17 protein-coding genes, 3 pseudogenes and 1 other annotated feature are annotated in these 20,090 nt (G+C 37.2%); of the genes and pseudogenes, 15 read left to right on the top strand and 5 right to left on the bottom strand.

The features are described from left to right. Positions 1-516: 516 nt before the first annotated feature. Positions 517-639: pseudogene (locus tag MKX57_RS12920) on the top strand (aconitate hydratase); the annotation flags it as partial. Positions 640-986: 347 nt separating this feature from the next. Here the strand turns inward: MKX57_RS12920 and MKX57_RS12915 are convergent. Both MKX57_RS12915 and MKX57_RS12910 read right to left on the bottom strand, forming a co-directional pair. Further along, positions 987-1,157 carry an Arm DNA-binding domain-containing protein gene (locus MKX57_RS12915; protein ID WP_107922627.1) on the bottom strand — a complete coding sequence of 57 codons (171 nt, stop codon included), beginning with the start codon at positions 1,155-1,157 and terminating at the stop codon, positions 987-989. A gap of 129 nt (positions 1,158-1,286) precedes the next feature. Next, a complete protein-coding gene (locus tag MKX57_RS12910) occupies positions 1,287-1,538 on the bottom strand; it encodes a hypothetical protein (RefSeq protein WP_089987017.1) in 252 nt (83 codons plus the stop codon). A gap of 18 nt (positions 1,539-1,556) precedes the next feature. Here MKX57_RS12910 and MKX57_RS12905 point away from each other — a divergent pair, with 18 nt between their 5' ends. From MKX57_RS12905 to MKX57_RS12885, 5 genes and pseudogenes are all read left to right on the top strand, one after another. After that, a complete protein-coding gene (locus MKX57_RS12905) occupies positions 1,557-1,715 on the top strand; it encodes a CD1375 family protein (RefSeq protein WP_307723801.1) in 159 nt (52 codons plus the stop codon). Positions 1,716-1,934: 219 nt separating this feature from the next. Further along, a pseudogene (locus MKX57_RS12900) lies at positions 1,935-2,312 on the top strand (collagen-like triple helix repeat-containing protein); the annotation flags it as partial. A gap of 94 nt (positions 2,313-2,406) precedes the next feature. Continuing rightward, complete coding sequence (locus MKX57_RS12895; RefSeq protein ID WP_089987019.1) at positions 2,407-2,811, top strand: phage holin family protein; 405 nt, start codon at positions 2,407-2,409, stop codon at positions 2,809-2,811. Continuing rightward, a complete protein-coding gene (locus MKX57_RS12890) occupies positions 2,808-2,993 on the top strand; it encodes a hypothetical protein (RefSeq protein WP_272898257.1) in 186 nt (61 codons plus the stop codon). The genes MKX57_RS12895 and MKX57_RS12890 overlap by 4 nt, the downstream gene beginning before the upstream one ends. A gap of 187 nt (positions 2,994-3,180) precedes the next feature. Continuing rightward, positions 3,181-4,754: pseudogene (locus tag MKX57_RS12885) on the top strand (IS3 family transposase). A 92-nt stretch (positions 4,755-4,846) separates the two neighbouring features. On the opposite strand, the gene MKX57_RS12880 reads toward MKX57_RS12885, so the two are convergent. Further along, a complete protein-coding gene (locus MKX57_RS12880; RefSeq protein WP_342550338.1) occupies positions 4,847-5,455 on the bottom strand; it encodes a hypothetical protein in 609 nt (202 codons plus the stop codon). Between the two features lie 145 nt (positions 5,456-5,600). On the opposite strand from MKX57_RS12880, the gene MKX57_RS12875 reads away from it, so the two are divergent. The 4 genes from MKX57_RS12875 (at position 5,601) to MKX57_RS12860 (ending at position 11,345) form a co-directional block, all read left to right on the top strand. Next, the gene (locus tag MKX57_RS12875; RefSeq protein ID WP_175445550.1) at positions 5,601-5,747 is read left to right on the top strand and encodes a hypothetical protein; all 147 of its coding nucleotides are present in this window, start codon (positions 5,601-5,603) and stop codon (positions 5,745-5,747) included. A gap of 165 nt (positions 5,748-5,912) precedes the next feature. Further along, complete coding sequence (locus MKX57_RS12870) at positions 5,913-6,263, top strand: aconitate hydratase (protein WP_170844214.1); 351 nt, start codon at positions 5,913-5,915, stop codon at positions 6,261-6,263. 634 nt (positions 6,264-6,897) lie between these two features. Next, positions 6,898-9,603, top strand: coding sequence for an aconitate hydratase AcnA (gene acnA / locus MKX57_RS12865; RefSeq protein WP_008178676.1), 2,706 nt, complete (start codon positions 6,898-6,900; stop codon positions 9,601-9,603). A gap of 41 nt (positions 9,604-9,644) precedes the next feature. Beyond that, complete coding sequence (locus MKX57_RS12860) at positions 9,645-11,345, top strand: S-layer homology domain-containing protein (protein ID WP_342550337.1); 1,701 nt, start codon at positions 9,645-9,647, stop codon at positions 11,343-11,345. 57 nt (positions 11,346-11,402) lie between these two features. On the opposite strand, the gene MKX57_RS12855 is transcribed toward MKX57_RS12860, so the two are convergent. Beyond that, positions 11,403-11,987, bottom strand: coding sequence for a DJ-1/PfpI family protein (locus tag MKX57_RS12855; protein WP_171364931.1), 585 nt, complete (start codon positions 11,985-11,987; stop codon positions 11,403-11,405). Positions 11,988-12,126: 139 nt separating this feature from the next. Here MKX57_RS12855 and MKX57_RS12850 point away from each other — a divergent pair, with 139 nt between their 5' ends. From MKX57_RS12850 to ileS, 4 genes are all read left to right on the top strand, one after another. After that, positions 12,127-12,573, top strand: a complete 447-nt coding sequence (locus tag MKX57_RS12850; protein WP_036148580.1) for an Lrp/AsnC family transcriptional regulator — start codon at positions 12,127-12,129, stop codon at positions 12,571-12,573. 517 nt (positions 12,574-13,090) lie between these two features. Continuing rightward, positions 13,091-13,441: a hypothetical protein gene (locus MKX57_RS12845; protein ID WP_237068879.1), complete on the top strand. Its 351-nt coding sequence runs from the start codon at positions 13,091-13,093 to the stop codon at positions 13,439-13,441. Beyond that, entirely contained in the window at positions 13,438-14,280 is an 843-nt protein-coding gene (locus MKX57_RS12840) for a DUF2785 domain-containing protein (protein WP_342550336.1), read from the top strand. The genes MKX57_RS12845 and MKX57_RS12840 overlap by 4 nt, the downstream gene beginning before the upstream one ends. Positions 14,281-14,339: 59 nt before the next feature. Further along, positions 14,340-14,578: a binding site (T-box leader), on the top strand. A 61-nt stretch (positions 14,579-14,639) separates the two neighbouring features. Beyond that, complete coding sequence (gene ileS / locus MKX57_RS12835; protein ID WP_342550335.1) at positions 14,640-17,732, top strand: isoleucine--tRNA ligase; 3,093 nt, start codon at positions 14,640-14,642, stop codon at positions 17,730-17,732. A gap of 41 nt (positions 17,733-17,773) precedes the next feature. On the opposite strand, the gene MKX57_RS12830 is transcribed toward ileS, so the two are convergent. Then, positions 17,774-18,376 carry a LysE/ArgO family amino acid transporter gene (locus MKX57_RS12830; RefSeq protein ID WP_342550334.1) on the bottom strand — a complete coding sequence of 201 codons (603 nt, stop codon included), beginning with the start codon at positions 18,374-18,376 and terminating at the stop codon, positions 17,774-17,776. Between the two features lie 107 nt (positions 18,377-18,483). Between MKX57_RS12830 and MKX57_RS12825 the strand changes: the two genes are divergently transcribed. After that, on the top strand, positions 18,484-19,920 hold the full coding sequence (locus tag MKX57_RS12825) for a PLP-dependent aminotransferase family protein (protein WP_043990508.1): 1,437 nt from the start codon (positions 18,484-18,486) through the stop codon (positions 19,918-19,920). Positions 19,921-20,090: the final 170 nt, after the last annotated feature.

Raw genomic sequence — 20,090 nt, 5'->3', positions numbered from 1 at the left:
ATGAAGAAAAGTAATGGTAAACCAGTGATGAATAAAAATCCTAAAATGAATGAAACCATAGGGATTTCTCCGCTATCAGTTGCCATAACACCGATAAAAAGCCCTAATGGACTAGTCGCACTTAAAATCAAGAAATTGGTCACGCAGGTAAATTTGTAATACTTTAAGGTGGATTCTTTAGGTTCTTTTTTTCTGAAAAAGAAGTAAAAGATAATTTGATAAAGATAAAAAATGGGTATACATAATAGTCCAAACGATGCGAACGTCATTTAAAAATCACCTCAATATCAATTTTGGGAATTTCGCATAGAATGTTGAGCTATAATATCTTAACAATGTATTGCTCTATTTCATATATGTAATTATTTCCACAAAAAATACTTCTCAAAATATAAACACTCGTACTATAAAAAGCAAACGAAAGTTCTTATTGAGAGGATGGAGTTGTATGTTGAATCCTGAGCAAAGGCGACTATTTCATAAATCTTTAATTCTAAAAATGGCAGTTCAATCATTAGTGACGTTCATATAGCTATAGCTGGTAATGATGTGGTACTCAGATATGCTAATATGGCTTTGAAAACTCAGGTTGAAAAATTATTAATCAGTCATTTGAATAATCAACAGGCAATCGAGTGACTAGTATTAATGATTTTTAATTTTCAATTATAAATGGGTTAATAATAATCCATAAGTAAAAGTTACTGTAAATAAAATTTTTTCTTCTATTTAATAAAATAGTTCCTGTCCAAACTTTTTTTATTATCATTTATCTGGGTACCTTTTTTTAAAAAAACTACGAGTACCCCAAAAAGTGCCCTAGTTAAAATACACTTAGTTAGATAGGTATAGAAACCCTTTTAAAAACAAACCCTTTTTATTATGCACATCAAAAAATTAAAAACATCAGGATAGCAACCAAGGTCATAAGTTATGCTTATAGTTTTTTTTTATAGAATCCTTGATTATCAAGGGTTGGGGAGGGGCTATGCTTTTTCAGCCTCTGTGCTTGTGCTAAAATTCTGTCTTGTTTTTTCTCTACGTACACCAGTATGATCATAAAATTTGTAACGGAAGGCATATTTCTTTTTCTTATTTGTATCATAATACCAATAAATATTTTCCTTTTTAGTACTATTAAGTTTCTTTCTAACCATATTGTCCACTTCCTATCTAACTGACACGGACAGGTACATAAATTAGAGTTTAAGGACAATTAGAACATCACTCCTTTCACAGTAACTATTAAGCAGATAAGCCATATTAAACTCACTTATGAACTGTCCTCATCTCATATTTAAAAATGACATATTATGCAACCTCTGCATATTATGATTACTGTTATATTGTGTTAATCTTCTATAAGCAAAATCGTACTCTACGTTAAAGATTTGCATTACTTGAATAATTGTTTGTGCTGTATGATTATGTATCAACAATTCCTCCATTTCATCAGCCGTTATGATGTTATTAAGTAAATAAATCTGATCTGTTTCAGCAACTAGCTTACGAATTTCAGCATCAGTTTTAGCATCCACATTCCATAACGGATTAAATTGTATCTCCCATTGGCTAAATTATATTGGGATTTAATTAAAATGAATTTGAGAACAGTTGACCAAGTGCCATTATTATGGCGTGAAGATGTACAAGCATTACTCGATAACGAAGTTAAGAAAACGCAGCATAAGCTAGCGTTATTTTTTATAAATTAATCTAAACCATTAACATTTTTGTAGAACTATTAACATTCCTCAATATTTTTTCTTTGATTTATGCATATAATTAAAAGTAGGGGAAATAAGTTATAATATCTACTTCTGACGGATCGCCGTATGCGATGAAAGTCGCTCGTACGGTGAAGGCTCGTTATAAAACTTAGAGATAGAGAAGGATAAGACGAGAATAGTACAGTTTTAAACTCTGCCAAAAACACAAGTGGGTCAGTAATTGCTGTGATATTGAGTGGAACAGATATCCCATTACCTAACGATCAACAGTTAAATAATGTGAATGTAAATGGAGGAAGTACTACTTTTACAGTTCAACAATCAGGAACTTATGAACTTGAGTATCATGTTTATCTCACGACACCTTTATTGGTAAATTCTAGAATAATATTAAATGGCACTGAACTGCCAGATAGTGTGATAGTACCAGTAACAGCTATGGATCATTTAACTAAAAAAGCTACAGTAAACTTAAACGCTGGTGATACTTTAAGTTTGCAATTATATAATCTTTTGGGTGTAGCTATTTTAACTCCTGGTGATCCGACTAAGGTTACTTCATTGAGTATTACAAAGAAATAAATTTTACAAAGGACGCTCATATTGAGTGTCTTTTGTTTTGCCTTCCACAACTATCTGTGGAGGGCTTTTATATTGGGAAAAGGGAAGTGTTCATATGGAAAAATGGATTGCTGTAGTAAGTGGAACAATAGGCACTATCATTTCATATTCAGTGGATGGTCTAGGAATGGCAGTTACTGTTTTGATTGGCATTATGGCTATTGATTACCTTACAGGAATTATGGGTGGTATCGTTAATCAAAATTTAAACAGTCGTACAGGCTTCAACGGTATCATTCGAAAAATTTATTACTTAATGCTAGTTGGCTCAGTTTACTTATTATCCGTTGTAATTCCTGGCATCGAGTATGCAGGGGATGGGGCAGCTATAGCATTTTGTGTACTAGAATTCATTTCAATTACAGAAAACGGAACAAAGATGGGCTTGCCAATGCCTGACTTCATTAAAAATATTTTAGCAATCGTGAAGGATAAAACAGGAGAGGGTGAGGTTAGATGAGCTACGTATTTAAACAGACTTTTTTACCTTCAAACAAGTATTCATTAAAGGCTCCATATACCATGGCACCACAGTTCATTACCGTACACAATACAGCTAATGATGCACCAGCAGAAAATGAAATTTCGTATATGGTTGGCAATAATAAGATTATATTCAACAAGCAGTCGATAAGGGTTTGATTGATAAATCTTGGTTAGTTAAATTCGAAAATGGTACTATGACGAGTGGTGATTTTGAAGGCTTGATAATTATTATTGCACAGCGTAGTAATTAAAATGTAAAGACCAAGATAGCTTAATTGATACGCTCCCTATTAGGTAGACAGATGAAAAAATAAAATCTGTTTATCTAAGGGGAGTATTTTTTATGGGGCGAAGCAAACATCCACTCGAGTTGAAACTACATATCCTTCAATTGTTCGAAGAAGGTCACTATTCTATCAATGAATTGTGTGAAAGGTTTTCAATAGATCATCAAACTTTTCATAGATGGAAAATGAAATTTGAGGCAGGTGGACCTGAAGGATTACAAGAAGCTACTTCATGTAAGTTCTATTCAAAAGAGTTAAAATTAGCGGCTGTGGAGGACTACATTCAACGAAATTATTCACAGATGGAGGTGTTGGCGAAATACGAGATTAGCAGTACCTCCGTTTTAAAAAGCTGGGTAAAAAAGTATACTAGTCATAGTGAAATAAAAGATTCAGGTAAAGGAATGAGTCAAGCTATGACAGAAGGAAGAAAGACAACTTTTGAAGAACGTATTGAGATTGTCGAGTACTGTTTGAAGCACCAGAAAAATTATTAGTTGGCAGCGCACACCTATGGTGTTTCGTATCAACAGGTATATCAATGGACGAAGAAATTTGAAACGAACGGTGAAGAGGGATTACGTGATCGTCGTGGTCGCACAAAAGATGAAGTCGAATTAACCATTGAGGAGAAATTGAAATTAGAGATTCAACGTATTGAACGTGAAAATGAACGTTTACGTGTAGAAAATTTATTTTTAAAAAAGTTAGAGGAAATCGAAAGGAGGCATCGCTAAGCCAAGTACGTCTACAGCAACGCTATTTAGCGATTCAAGAATTACATAGAGAGTAAGAACTTTCGATTCTTTTACTATGTGAAATAGCTGATGTTTCGCGTGCAGCTTACTATAAGTGGCTAAGTCGCAAGCCTTCTAACAGAGAAGTTGAAAATGAAGCAATTTTAAAGGACATTCATCTCCTTTACCAACAAGTAGATGGTATTTACGGCTATCGTCGTACAACGTTGACCATCAATCGTCAGCGAAAAGAAAATAATCAAACGATGGTTAACGAAAAGCGTATTTATCGTTTAATGCAGATTAGTGGATTGAAGTTTGTTATTCGTAGAAAGCGCAAGCCTTATCATAAATCCCCAGCACATCATGTGGCGGAGAACGGATTAAATCGAGCATTTACATCGAAAAAGCCAAATGAAAAATGGTGTACAGATGTCACAGAGTTTAAGTATGGAAATGGGAAAAAAGCTTATTTAAGTGCAATTATCGATTTATATGATGGTTCAATTGTGAGTTATGTGTTCGGTCATTCGAATAATAATTCCCTTGTTTTCAAAACAATCAAATCAGCTATTCAATCATTACAATCAGGCGAACAGTCATTAATACATAGTGATCGAGGTTTTCAATATACATCGAAGGAATTTAAGCGAATTGTGGAAACTGCCAATATGACACAGAGTATGTCCCGTATTGGTCGATGTATTGATAACGGACCAATTGAATCATTTTGGGGCACATTGAAGTGTGAGAAGTATTATTTAGATAAGTACAATTCATATGAAGAGTTAAAACTAGCGATTGATGATTATATTCATTTTTATAATTACTATCGTTATCAGAAACGATTAAGCGGCTTGAGTCCGTTAGAATTTAGGACTCAAGCCGCTTAATACATTTTTATTATTTCCACTGTCTACTTGACGGGGGGCAGTTCATAATTGCTTTCTTGGTCTATATTTATTTTTATTCTTCTACATTATTTTCAATTAACTGATACTCCTGTAAAAGTTAAGGAATCAGGATCCCTGATAACCATTGAAACAAAAACATCCCCTTTTTTATATTTAACTGCATGGTATGCAATTCCGTCTAATTCGGAATCTCCTTCCTTTTTAATTTTCCACCCATTCTTCATTATAATAAGTTTATAATCGATTGGGATTCTTTTACCAGAAACTCTATCCCATGTTATTATATATGAACTTACTGAACCAATTTTGCCTTTAGATTTTATCTCCACATCTTTTGGTACTGGAAAACCATATAAGAATTCTTCTTTTTCATATCTTGAGTCTATAATATTGGTATATATATAAAATGTTCCTACAGCTACTACTAATGCAAGTGCAACGACAATTGCTATTTTTTTCATCACAGTGAACATTCCAAACGAGAGAAAATCTGTTTCGGTTGGGGCTTTGTTTTGGACTTCGTTTCGTATACTCCCTGATAATTCTCTAGATTCTCTAGTTTTTCTCGTTGAAGTATCTTCAAAAATCGTATTACAAAATTCACATTTCACAAATACTAAACCATCTCTATATACTTTCTTAAAAGGATTACTGGCTAAACAATTAGGACAAGTATTCATTTTTATTCACCTCAATATATCTAACTACTATTTCCATTTTAGGTAATTAGATATGTTTTGTACATAGAAATAAAAGTGGGTCATCGATTTTATTGAAGGGAATTAACCTAAAATGTAGAAACATCTATAATAAGGGGTGAAGATTATGAGCTATGAAGTAATAGGGCCAGTAAAATTTTTATTCAAACGTAAGCCTGATAATGTACCAATTATAGGTTTATCAAGCCTGCATTTAACTCACGAAGAACATGAAGCACTAACAGATGATGTAGCTCTATACCTTTTAAAATAACAGGGTTACAACGTAATCAGAATGGTCCATAGAGATGAGAATATTATAGCTGTAAATTTCAAAGAAAGATTTTAAAGGTTATCAAATACGATAGCATTTTTTATTTCCAGAAATTTTATCTTGTCAAAATACAAACGAATGTTCTTATTGAGGGGATGGAGTTGTATGTTGAATCCTGAACAACGGCGACTATTTCATAAATTTTTAATTCTAGAAATGGCAGTTCAATCATTACAACGTGATTTCTCAGTAATTGAAAATTTGAAAATGAGTAAAGTTTATTTACCCATCCTCGAAAAATTACTAAAAGACATAACCCAAGATTATTACCATTCAAAAAGATTATTGGTAAAAGACAAAATAAGGTTAGTAAGGATAGAGAAGATTGACGAGTATTTTAGTGATGTCCAAATTGCAACAGCTGGTAATGATGTTGTACTCAGGTATGCTAATATGGCTCTTAAAACACAAGTAGAAAAAACAAGTAGAAAAATTATTAATCAGTCATTAAAATAAAAATCACGCTTTAAAATGAAAATCAGTACCTGGTAAAATTTATAGGTATTATTCTCGGAAGAGTCTACACATCACGCTAAGTAATAGAGAAATAAAAATAAAAAGTGTTGAATTAAAAAAGAATTTCTCCAAATGTATTTACGCTCTTGTTAGTTATTTGTAATAATAAAATTGTATCGATATTGTGGGATGTTGTCAGTACATAAAAAAATGCCACAGGATGTGGCAAAGAAATAATATTAACTTTAAGCACTTTAAATTTTTTCTTCTATATTATATAAAAAAGTACTGACCACACTTTTTTACATTTTCATTTTACTAACTGGGGTACCTTTTTTTAAAAAAACTACGAGTACCCCAGCAAGTGCCCCACAAAGTGCCCCAGTTAAATACATTTAAATACACTTAGTTAGAAAGGTATAGAAACACTCATAAAAACAAAACCTTGATATTATGCACATCAAAAAAATAAAAACATCAGGATAGCAACCAAGGTCATAAGTTATGCTTATCAAAAAAGATAATATTAATGTAATTTACTTATGAATATAAATGCGTTATCATGGGTATTGGAGAAAAGATGCTACACTTTTATAAAGCCTTTTCAAAAAGATATATTTAGGGGGATCCGCAAATGGCACAAGGTAATTTACACAACAGCCGCGCATCATTCGAAGTAAATGGTAAAACTTACAATTACTATGATTTAGCTGCGATTGAAAAAGCTGGCGTTGCAAAAGTTTCAAACCTTCCTTACTCAATTAAAGTTTTATTAGAATCTGTTTTACGTCAATATGATGCATATGTAATTAAAGAAGAGCACGTAAACGAATTAGCAAAATGGGGCAATGGTGCTGATCCAGAAGCAGAAGTACCATTCAAGCCTTCTCGCGTTGTATTACAAGACTTTACTGGTGTACCAGTAGTTGTTGACCTTGCATCTCTTCGTTCAGCAATGAAGGAAATGGGCGGCGACCCAAGCAAAATCAACCCTGCTATTCCAGTTGACCTTGTAATTGACCACTCAGTACAAGTTGACAAATACGGTAATGCATCTGCACTACAAGCAAACATGGACCTAGAGTTTGAACGTAACGCTGAGCGTTATAACTTCTTAAAATGGGCTCAAACTGCTTACAATAACTTCCGTGCTGTACCACCAGCAACAGGTATCGTTCACCAAGTAAACTTAGAGTACTTAGCTCCAGTTGTACACGTAAACGAAAATGCTGATGGCACATTCGAAACATTCCCAGATTCAGTAGTAGGTACTGACTCTCATACAACTATGATCAACGGAATTGGCGTTCTTGGATGGGGCGTAGGTGGTATCGAAGCTGAAGCAGGTATGCTTGGTCAACCTTCATACTTCCCAATTCCAGAAGTTATCGGTGTTAAATTAGTGGGCGACCTTCCAAACGGAACTACTGCTACTGACTTAGCATTAAAAGTAACACAAGTATTACGTCAACGTGGCGTAGTTGGTAAATTCGTTGAGTTCTTCGGACCTGGCGTATCTAAATTACCACTAGCTGACCGTGCGACAATCTCTAACATGGCTCCTGAATATGGTGCTACATGTGGTTACTTCGCAATTGACGAAGAATCATTAAACTACATGCGTTTAACTGGTCGTGACGAAGAGCACATCGCGGTTGTAGAATCTTACTTAAAGTCTAACCACATGTTCTTCGATCCAACTTTAGAGCCAGTTTACACTGATGTATTAGAAGTAAACTTAGCTGAAATCGAACCAAACCTTTCTGGTCCAAAACGTCCACAAGACTTAATTCCACTATCTCAAATGCGTTCTCGTTACAAAGAAGCAGTAGTGGCACCACAAGGTACACAAGGTTTCGGTTTAACAGAAGATGAATTCGCAAAAACATCTGTAGCAAAATTCGCTGAAGGCGATGTAGAAATTCCAACAGGTGCTGTTGCAATCGCTGCGATCACTTCTTGTACAAATACATCTAATCCATACGTATTAATTGCTGCGGGCTTAGTAGCGAAAAAAGCTGTAGAAAAAGGTCTAACAGTACCTAAATGGGTTAAAACTTCTTTAGCACCAGGTTCTAAAGTTGTAACTGGTTACCTTGAAGATTCAGGTTTACAAACTTACCTTGACCAAATCGGTTTCAACACTGTAGGTTACGGTTGTACAACATGTATCGGTAACTCAGGTCCATTATTACCTGAAATCGAAGATGCAATTAAAGAAAATGACTTATTCGTAACATCAGTTCTTTCTGGTAACCGTAACTTCGAAGGTCGTGTACACCCACTTGTAAAAGCTAACTACTTAGCTTCTCCACCACTTGTTGTTGCTTATGCACTTGCTGGTACAGTGGATGTTGACCTACAAAAAGATTCATTTGGTAAAGACAAAGATGGCAACGAAGTATTCTTCGCTGATATCTGGCCTTCAACTGAAGAAGTTAACGCAGTATTAGGTACTGTAGTTAACCGTGAATTATTCCAAAAAGAATACGAAACTGTATTCACAGCGAACGAAAAATGGAATGCAATTGAAACATCAACTGAGTCTCTATATACATTTGATGATAAATCAACTTACATCCAAAACCCACCATTCTTCCAAGGTCTTGCAAAAGAGCCAGAAGCTATCAAAGGCTTAGACGGCTTACGCATTATGGCGAAGTTCGGTGACTCAATCACAACTGACCATATTTCTCCAGCTGGTGCCATCGGTAAAGATACACCTGCAGGTAAATATTTAATTGAAAACGGTGTTGCTATCCGTGACTTCAACTCTTACGGTTCTCGTCGTGGTAACCACGAAGTAATGATGCGTGGTACATTTGCAAACATCCGTATCCGTAACCAAGTTGCTCCAGGTACAGAAGGTGGATTCACTACTTACTGGCCAACAGGCGACGTAGAGTACATCTATGACGCATGTATGAAATACCAAGAGCAAGGTACTGGCTTAGTCGTACTTGCTGGTAACGACTACGGTATGGGTTCTTCTCGTGACTGGGCTGCGAAAGGTACATTCCTACTTGGCGTGAAAACTGTTATCGCACAATCTTACGAGCGTATCCACCGTTCTAACTTAGTAATGATGGGTGTTCTTCCACTTCAATTCATGCCAGGTGAATCTGCTGAAACTCTAGGCTTAACTGGTAAAGAAGAAATCTCTGTAAACATTACTGATAACGTGAAACCACGTGAAATCTTAACAGTAACTGCTAAATCTGAAGACGGCACAGTTAAAACTTTCCAAGCTTTAGCTCGTTTCGACTCAGAAGTAGAAGTAGACTACTACCGTCATGGTGGTATCCTACAAATGGTTCTACGCGCAAAAGCTGCTGAGTAATCATAACATTCACAAGCCGATCTCTTAGGAGGTCGGCTTTTTTGTTTGCTCATGAAATCCTTATGAAGTCATGGAGAGAAAAGGAGAGAACAGCCAAAGTGACGGATAAAACGGAGAAAGTGACGGATAGCGGGGCAAAAGTGACGGAAAAAGCCCTAAATGTGACAGAGAGAAAAACCAATAAGCTTGAAAATTTCCAAATACATAGCATTTTCCCAAATGTTTATATAAAATTAAAGGGTAAGCCTTTAAATTTTTACATAAATGGGGGAAGAGTTATCATGACAAAGAAAAAAAGTAAGTTTTTTATGGCGGCAACTTCGGCGGTGGCCATTACGGCGGTTGCTGTTGTACCTGCATCGGCAGCTAGTCCATTTAAAGATGTAAGTGAAGATTATGCACATTATAAAAGTATTTCAACATTATATGCAGCTGATATAATTAATGGTTTTCCGGATGGAACATTTAAACCAACACAGGATGTAACACGCGGACAAGCAGTGAAGATGATTGCGGTGGCTTTCGATCTTACAACAACGGATGTAGAAAATCCGAATTTCAAGGATGTCGATTCAACTAGTCCATACTATAAGGCGATTGTTACATTGGTTAATTTAGGTGTTGTAAATGGCTATGAGGATGATACTTTCAGACCTGATGAGACGATTACGCGTGGACAGATGGCGGTTATGGTGGCACAGGCAACAGGCTTAACAGCAGAAGGAAAAAGTCCATTTACGGATGTACCTCAAACTAGTCCATTTGCAGATGCTGTAACGGCATTGCATGAAGCAGGAATTGCGAAGGGCGTGACGGCAACAGAATTCGGGGTGGATAAAAATGTAACGCGTGGTCAGTTAGCGACATTTATTGTTAACGCCTTAGGCTTAGAACAGCCTTCAACTGGGGAAGATAAGGAGCCGGTAACGGAAGAAAAGCCTGAAGCAAACGATCATGCTTTACTAGAAGAAGTGTTCACGAAAGCATTAGCTAAGCAAAAAGAATTAAAAAGCATGAAGGCTACAATGACAATGTCGCAGTCAGTAGAAGCAAAAGATGGTCAGGAAACCATGAAAATGGATTCTAAAGGCAATATGAAGATGGAGATTGTTACAGAACCGATGCAATTCTTTGCAGATGGTACGATGTCATTAACAGAGCCAACAAGCGGTGAAGCGATTAATTTGCCAATTAAAATGTATATGACGGCTAAAGATGGTATGTATATGTATGAGGCAGAGCAGAAGGCTTGGGTAAAATTCCCGAAACAATTATTTGAAGATGTTCTCAGTCAAACAGGCATGCAGCCAGATGCAGCGGAACAATTAGAGATGCTTCAATCATTTGCTGAGGATTTCACTTTAAAGGAAACAGCAGACCGTTATGAATTAACCTTGAAAGGTTCTGGTGATAAATTCACAGAGTTGGTGAAGCAGCAAATTGGTGCCATGGATTTAGGAATGGATGCTGATTTGGATGGACAATTAGGCAATATGTCTTTTGATAGCCTTACTTACAAATTAGTGATTAATAAAAAGACATTTAATGTTGAAGAGATTGCTATGGATATGTCATTAAGCATGAAAGTAGAAGGCAATACGATTAAAACAAAACAGCAAATGAGTATCAAATATCATGATTTCAATGCAGTGACGACAATTACAATTCCAAAAGATGTGCTAGACAATGCGAAGGAAATCGATTTAAGCACACCTGAAACAGTGCCACCAGTAAGCAAATAATAGTGAATTTAAAAGTAGGTTACGCCAAATACATGGCGTAGCCTACTTTTTTATCAATTAATGAAAACCCATTAGGTCTTTTACTCTTGCTGTATTGGTGGTAGATGTCAGTGTTTCTAGTAAGCGAAAGGCTACATCAAAGGCTGTTCCTGGGTTGGAGGAAGTAATAATATGATCTGTTTGCACAATTCGCTCGTTGACAATAATCGCACCGTAGCTTTCTAACTGTGCTAATCGTTTACTAGTTGGATGGTTATAGGTTGTTGCCTGACGATTGTGGAGTATACCACTATGTCCCAATATTAAGGAAGCTACACAGATCGTTGCAATTGGCTTTTGCTGTTCATGAAAATGCCGAACAACCGCTTGAAATTCCTCGCTAAAGGCATCCTCATAAAAGTCCGCTTCCTCAAAGCCACCTGGGATAGCCAAAGCATCAAATTCTGCTAAATCAATGTCATGGAGTAATTTTTCAGGAGCGACCTTAAAATTCCAAGTGCATTGAAGCTGTGTATGTAATCCTACAGTGACAACCTCTGTTGATCCATCACCCTCCCATTTATTCCAACCTAGTACATCTGTAAAAACACTTGCTTCCACGGCCTCAAAGCCATTTGCTAAAAGTAACATTATTTTTTTCATTTGTTTCTGCCTCCTTTATGCTTTTATTGTAATCAAAGAAGCCAACCGATAACAGAAGCTGTATAATGTATTTTAGATAAATCTCTTTATTAAAACAGGAATTATATGAAAAAAAATTGATTAAGAAAGGTGATTAGTGGTGGATCAAATTGATACTCAAATTTTACAGCAGTTACAGCAGAATGCCAAAATCTCAATGAAGGAATTAGCCGCTATCGTTCATTTATCTTCTCCTGCTGTAATTGAACGCGTCAAAAAACTCGAGGAACAAGGTGTGATTGAAGGATATCACGCTAAAGTGAACATCAAAAAAATGGAACGTACCATTCAGGCGATTATTTTATTTAAATCCATCGATTGTAAAAGCCTATCTGCTTTTTGTAATAGTCACCCGGATGTTCTTGAATGTTATCGTGTAGCAGGGGAGATTAGCTATATTGTTAAACTAGCAACCTATTCAGTAGAAACATTAGAGCAATTTATTGATGCGACCATGCCCTATGGTACACCCTCCACGAATATCGTATTATCTTCAAATGAAAAAAAGGTGATCACACCTTTTACGGGTCTTAACGATAATATGTAAGCTTCATGAGACATCGGCTGTTTTGAAAAGGTGATTGAGTGGAAGTGCCCTATAGCGAGACGATTGGCAAAGCAGTATCGACTAACAATTTTCAATAAGTGAGTCTGTTTTAAATAGCAGGCTCTTTTTTGTTTGTAGCCAAGCTTTTCTTCTTTGCTGGATTCAGTTACAATAGTTGTAATAATTTTCTAGTGAAAGGTTTGATGAGTTGATATTTGCTCTATTGGACAATGCGACTGCTTTTTTCCTAAGCCTGCCACTCCTACTCATTTATTTGAAAAGTAAGCCACAGGAAGAATCCACTTGGCGTTGGTCGATGCCATTATGGATTTTCAATTACTTAGGCATTCGATATTTTGTTTTGTTTGGAGAATTGTTTTGGGTAGTCCTATGTTGGCAGTTACTATTTTTGTGGCCCTTAAGTATTGCAATGTATATTCATTTATTCAATAAAGAAAAGAATTGGGCTTTTTACATAGGTTTGAAGAAGAAATATGTACTTATTGTAGGGTCCTTCATGGTTCTATTCGGTGGTACTCTAGTCTATTCACTATTTCAGGCAAATCACCAGGTTATTGCTTTTCATCGACAGGTAATGGCGGAGATTGAGTCAAATCCAGATCGTCAGGATTATTTGATGCACCACACAATTGCGCCTTCCACACTTCTGGGTGTAGCAGATGATATAGCTGAGGTTCGCAAGGGGAAAATAGTTGCTTCCACATTACCTTGGCGTAGCAAGGTAATAGTGCACATGGACAATTGGCAAAAGGAATTTACATATGTCCGTTTTTACGATGGTTGGAAGTTAGATGGGCTCTACAGTGAGAACATAACAATAATGAACAAAGGGGAGTCTGACAATTGATACAGAATATATTGATAGCAGGGGATTTAAAGGATAAGCTAAGCGCAATAAAACAAGGTCAAACAGCATGGGAACAAGTGAATCAAGAACAGCTTTTACAGTCTATGCTAGCCCATATCGGCTCTACTGATAGTGAACTAAGAGATACTTATATTTATAGTAGCTTCTATGAATGGATACTAGAAAAAAATCTGCTGGATCATCGTTGCTTGACTAAGCTATGGCATTATTGTTTGGATCATTTATTACTGAATGGTATTGAGGAAGAGGAATCAGATGGGGTCTTTACTCGTTCCTTTACGACTTTATTAGTAGCGCTTATATTAGCAAGGGATTTAAAGGATAACTTTTTATCGCAGGACAGCATAGAGGAAGGTCAAACAAAGTTACTGAACTATGTAAAAGCTGAAATGGATGTAAGGGGCTTTGTACCTGGCAAGGGATGGGCGCATAGTGTGGCACATGTATCAGATGCGATGGATGAACTTGTGAAAAATCCTAAAATAAAGAAAACTGCCTATGATGATATGTTACATGCCTTATGGTCCATGTATTTACAGCCTCATTATATCTTTATCCATGATGAGGATGAAAGGCTGTTAGTGCCCATTTTTGCGATGTTGGAGCGAGGATTAGCACAAAATGAAGTCGTCCAATTAATACAGCAAATGCCAGCAACCTTATCGACATTAAAAGACCAATTGGATGAAGCGAATTTTTATATTGTAAGGTTTAATTGTAAAATATTGCTAAAGAGCTTTTTTATTCAAACGAATCACCAAGCTCAATATGCATCTTTACATCAAAGCATTGTCACTTGTCTAAATGAAATTAATTAAGATTGTCCACCGTTGACAGACAATTGGTAATTTGATAAGATGAGTGACAATAAAAGCATACAAATTCGTTGATGAGAAAAAGTAATGTTTCATTTTGTTCTACAGAGAGCCGACATTTGGTGGAAGTCGGTGTGCAGGTGTTACATGAAAATCCTCTCTGAGAAGGTTGGCTGAAAATAGTAAGCTAACTCGGGTGTCTACCGTTAAAAAGAACACGTATGATAGTACGTTGCTGAGTGCTATTGACTAAGATGTCAATAGAATTAGGGTGGTATTCGCGGTTAACCCCGTCCCTTTCCTTGGGACGGGGTTTTTTGTATGCCTTTTATACAAAATAATATTGTATAGGAGGAAATAAAATGAAAGCAGAACAAAAGAAGGAAACGACGCTTGAACGAGAAACTCGGATACGGGCATTGTGGGAGCAAGAGGGAACGTTTTTAACTTCCGTCACAAATCGAGCTGGACAGCAACCCTTTGTATTTTATGAGGGACCACCAACAGCAAATGGTTTACCACATGTCGGGCATGCCTTTGGTAGAACGATTAAAGATGTAGTGGCCCGCTTTAAAACCATGCAAGGGTATTTAGTTGAACGAAAAGCAGGCTGGGATACACATGGTTTACCTGTAGAACTAGGTGTAGAAAAGGCATTAGGTATATCAGGGAAGCAGGAGATTGAGAATTATGGAGTGGAGCGTTTTATTCAAGCGTGTAAAAATAGTGTTTTTACCTACGAACAGAAATGGCGTTCCTTTACAGAGCAGCTTGGCTATTGGCTGGATATGGATGATCCATATCTCACATTAAGTAATGACTATATAGAATCAGTGTGGCATATTTTAAGCCATGTTCATAAGGAACAACTTTTATATAAAGGGCATCGAGTTTCACCATATTGCCCGAGTTGTCAAACATCCTTAAGCTCACATGAAGTAGCACAGGGCTATAAGGATGTGAAAGATTTATCTGTCACAGCCATGTTTAAGCTTGCTGATCGTGATGAATACTTCTTAGGCTGGACAACAACACCATGGACATTACCTGCTAATGTGGCATTGGCGATGAATCCATCTCTACAATATGTACGTGTAAAGCAAGGGGATCAAGTGTTTATTCTAGCCAAATCATTGGTATCAAAGGTTTTCACTGAAGCTGTGGAAATTTTAAGTGAGCATACTGGGCAGGAATTTGCTGGTGTGTCGTATCAACCATTATTTTCATATGTAACTGTTCATCCAGGTCATGTTGTCGTGATGGCTGATTATGTCACTGAGAATAGCGGTACAGGGATTGTGCATATTGCTCCAGCGTATGGGGAGGACGATTATAAAACAGTTCAACAGCATGGCTTGTCCTTTGTCAATGTAGTGGATCTGAAAGGCTGTTACACAGAAGAGGTGCCAGAGCTAGTCGGACGCTTTGTGAAAGATTGTGATGTGGACATTATAAAAATGCTTGCGAAAAAGGAGCTCTTATTTAGTAAAGAAAAATATGAGCATAGCTACCCGCATTGCTGGCGATGTGATTCTCCATTATTGTACTATGCAACGGACAGCTGGTTTATCAAAATGACCGCTTTAAAAGAGCAGTTATTACAAAACAATCAGCAAGTGACTTGGTATCCTAATCATATTAAGGACGGTCGATTTGGCCATTTTCTAGAAAATATAGTGGATTGGAATATAAGCCGTAACCGCTATTGGGGTACACCGTTGAATGTCTGGATTTGTCAGGATTGTGGGCATGAGGAGGCTCCCAACAGTATCGCAACGTTAAGAAAATTAGCCAAGGGAGATGTCGAACAACAAATCGAGCTTCATAAACCATTTATTGATGAAATTGTTTGTATTTGTCCTACTTGTCAAGGGGATATGACGCGTACACCAGAGGTAATTGATGTATGGTTTGACAGCGGCTCAATGCCTTTTGCTCAGCAACATTATCCTTTCGAAGATGTTAAAACTTTTCACAATCAGTTTCCAGCAGATGTTGTAATTGAGGGGATCGACCAAACTCGAGGTTTTTTCTATAGCTTATTAGCGGTATCGACGTTATTCACAGGAAAGCCAGCTTATAAACAGGTGTTATCATTAGGGCATGTGTTAGATGAACATGGACAAAAGATGTCAAAAAGTAAAGGCAATGCTTTAGAGCCTGTAGAGCTAATAGAGCAATATGGAGCAGATGCATTACGTTGGGCGTTTTTAGTTGATAGCTCGCCTTGGAATCCAAAGCGTTTTTCCAAAAAGATTGTGGTTGATGCTAAATCAAAGCTAGTGGATACATTGGAAAATACCTTTCAGTTTTATCAGCTCTATGCCAACATTGATGAATTTACGTATGATGCTACAAATACTGGTACACGAACACCTTTAGATCAGTGGATATTGTCCCGATTGCATCATACAATCCAGCTTGTGACAACTGCTATGGATGAATATCAATTTACACATGCAACTAGGGAAATTGCACAATTAATGGAAGAGCTAAGTAATTGGTACATTCGTCGATCCCGTGCCAGATTTTGGGCACATGGGCTGACAGCGGATAAACGGGGCGCATTTAGTACCCTTTATGAGGTTTTAACGAACATTTGCCGATTACTTGCACCATTCACACCCTTTATCACAGAGGATATTTACCGACAATTAACAGGCAAGAGTGTGCATATAGAAGACTATCCAATCTACGACGAAAAACTAGTGAATCACCAGCTTGAACAAGAAATGGCTACGGTTTTAACAGTTGTAGAGCTTGGCAGGAGTATTCGTAATAGTCAGGGGATGAAGGTTAAACAGCCCTTAAGTGAGCTTATTGTTGCTATATCTGGAGAGCTGACTGATTATCAAGCCTATAGCGAGCTAATTCAAGAGGAATTAAACATGAAAGCTTGCAAATGGACACATGATTTCTCTGCATATGAAAGCATCCAATATAAGCTTAATTTTAAAACAGCTGGTGCCGCATTTGGTTCAAAGGTCAATCAAGTAAAGTCGTATATGATGACGTTAACGGATCAAGAGAAAGAACAGCTACAGCGAAATGCGGAATTACCAATCATGTTAGAAGGGCAGCAGCTAAACTTGTTATCAAGCCATGTCATAGCTGAAGCGATTGTGAAAGACCACTATATTTTAGCTGAAGATAGCACTTGCCGTGTATTGATGAATGTTCAACTAACCGAGAGTTTGCTACAAGAGGGGCAAATGCGAGAATTAATTCGGTTCATCCAAGATTCTCGTAAAAAGTGGCAGCTGTCTGTTGAACAATATATATCGATTGCCTTTCGCGGTAGTGAAGAGGTACTTTCCATCATTCAGCAGCATGAAGCGTTATTACAAGCCAATGTATTAGTCAAATCCATACATTATGGTGAAGAACGGACAGAGGGGAGATCGGCAGAAACAGAGCTATTTGATGAAAAGCTCATGGTTTTTGTCTCCTTATAAAAGAAATGCTCAGGAGAAATCCTGAGCATTTTCTATGTAGGTTACAGGAAGCCAAAAGCGAGATAACAAGCTGTTGCCCAAATAAAAATGGCTGAGCATTTATTAAAAATACTCATCAGATTACCAGAGCTATCGAGCTTTTGGAAAGAGGCTCCGGTTAAAGTAAGGCCGAAAAACCATAGCCAAGAAATGAGGACACATGCCGTAGTGAATATGATTTGCTCTGTACCACTATATTTTAAGGCACTTGTGCCAATGACCCCAATCGTATCTAATATGGCATGTGGATTCAGAAGTGACACAGAAAGTGCGAAAAGAATTTGTTTTTTTACGGGAAGTGCTTCACTCGGATCGGCAGTTGCTGGACTAGAGCGCCAAATCGTATAGCCCATATAAAGTAAGAACAATATACCAATCGACATCAAGGTAATACGTAACCAGTCAAATTGTAGGACGATTAATGATAGACCAAAAACCGCCAGTAAAATTAACATTGTGTCGCAAATAGCAGCTGTCACACTTGCTGGCAGAGCGCGCCATATAGTTGACTGTGTAGCACCTTGTGAAAAAACAAAAACATTTTGTACACCTAATGGCAAAATAAGACCGAATGCTAAAATGATGCCATGAAAAAATGCTTCCAACGATTAATCCCTCCTTTCTTTATTCATTTTAGCTATGGTATAACTAAAAGAAAACGACCAATTGGATGGTTTTTTATCCACCCAATTTTAAATGGAAGGTGATGACCATGAGCTGGCAGCCAAATAGACAAAGTGACAGCACATTACAGCAACAAATTGTTCAATGGGTAACAGCACAAGTCGAAAGAGGTGATTGGGCAGCAGGGACCAAACTACCTACTCAAAGACAGTTGGCCATGCAATTTGGCGTGAATCGCAGTACAGTTCAACAGGCTTTAGAGGAACTAAAGGCGATGGGCGTCCTTGAAGCAACGGTAGGCTCAGGAGTTTATGTCACAAGCAATTCCTGGCATGCTCTCCTTCAACAAACACAGCCAAACTGGCAAAACTATATTGAAACGAGCCTGCATAAGCCAAATTACCATACGATCCAATTAATTAACGAATATGAGCAGCGAGATGATGTGATTCGATTAGGAACAGGAGAACTAGCACCGAGTCTGTTACCAACAGAGGAAATGGAAGCTTCCCTAAGGGAGCTTTCATTGCAGCCCAAAACATTAGGCTACTCATCCCCACAGGGCAATGACGAACTCCGGGCAGCTATTTGTGATTATGTAAAGAAACGAGGGATTGAAGCGGAGCCTCAGAACGTTTGTATTGTCTCTGGCGCACTACAAGCTTTACAGCTAATTGCCGTTGGTTTATTAGAGCAAGGGTCCATCGTCTTTCAGGAACCAACCTCCTATTTGAATTCTGTTCATCCTTTTCAATCAGTTGGAATGCAAATGATTGGGATACAACGTGATGAACAGCTTGCTCAGACGCTGTCTCAAAGGAAGCGAAAAAAACAAGCCGTGTTTTATGCCATTCCTACCTTGCATAATCCAACTAACTATGTATGGACATCATTGGAAAAAAAGCAGCTCTATGAGGTTTGCCAAGCAGAACGCATTCCTATAATTGAGGATGATGTTTACCATGAATTGCTTTTTGAGGACTCATTACCACCGATAAAGGCAATGGATAGTAGTGGACAGGTTCTTTATATTGGTAGTGTCTCGAAAACCTTAAGCCCTGGATTACGCATTGGGTGGCTAATTGGACCAACGACAGTTATTGAACGATTAGCGGATATAAAAATGCAAACAGACTATGGCTCCAGTGCTATTTCACAAGAAATTGTGCTGCATTGGCTACGGTCAGGAAAATATGAAAAACATTTAATACGTTTACGTCAACAATTACAGAATCGTGCTGATTTTACAGAACGAATTTTACAGGAAAAATTTAGAGGGGTGGCTGACTGGCATAAGCCAAAGGGAGGCTTTTACATTTGGCTTAAGTTCCACAAGCCTGTTATCGATAAGGATTTCTTTCTCAAGCTATTACAGCGTCGTGTTTTAATTAACCCAGGCTATATTTACGATCTTCAGGATCAGCATCATATTCGATTATCCTATGCCTATGCAACCTACGAGGAATTGGAGGAAGGCTTAGAAATTTTGCATGAATGTGTGATGGAGGCTACGGATATTTTGTAACGCACGTACATGATGGCTGCACAGTTTGCAAAAAGTAAGAGTTGAATTCAAAATCAGTGAAACGAAATAATAGGTGAAAACCGTCCCTGAAAGTAAAGTGCATAATCCAAGCTGTATACCCATACATTTTAGAGAATCATAGCATTTTAGTTCGATTTCTAACATAAAGA

It is taken from the genome of Lysinibacillus sp. FSL M8-0216, assembly GCF_038595555.1.
Classification (GTDB): domain Bacteria; phylum Bacillota; class Bacilli; order Bacillales_A; family Planococcaceae; genus Lysinibacillus; species Lysinibacillus fusiformis.
This window is presented reverse-complemented; position numbering and strand designations above follow the sequence as displayed.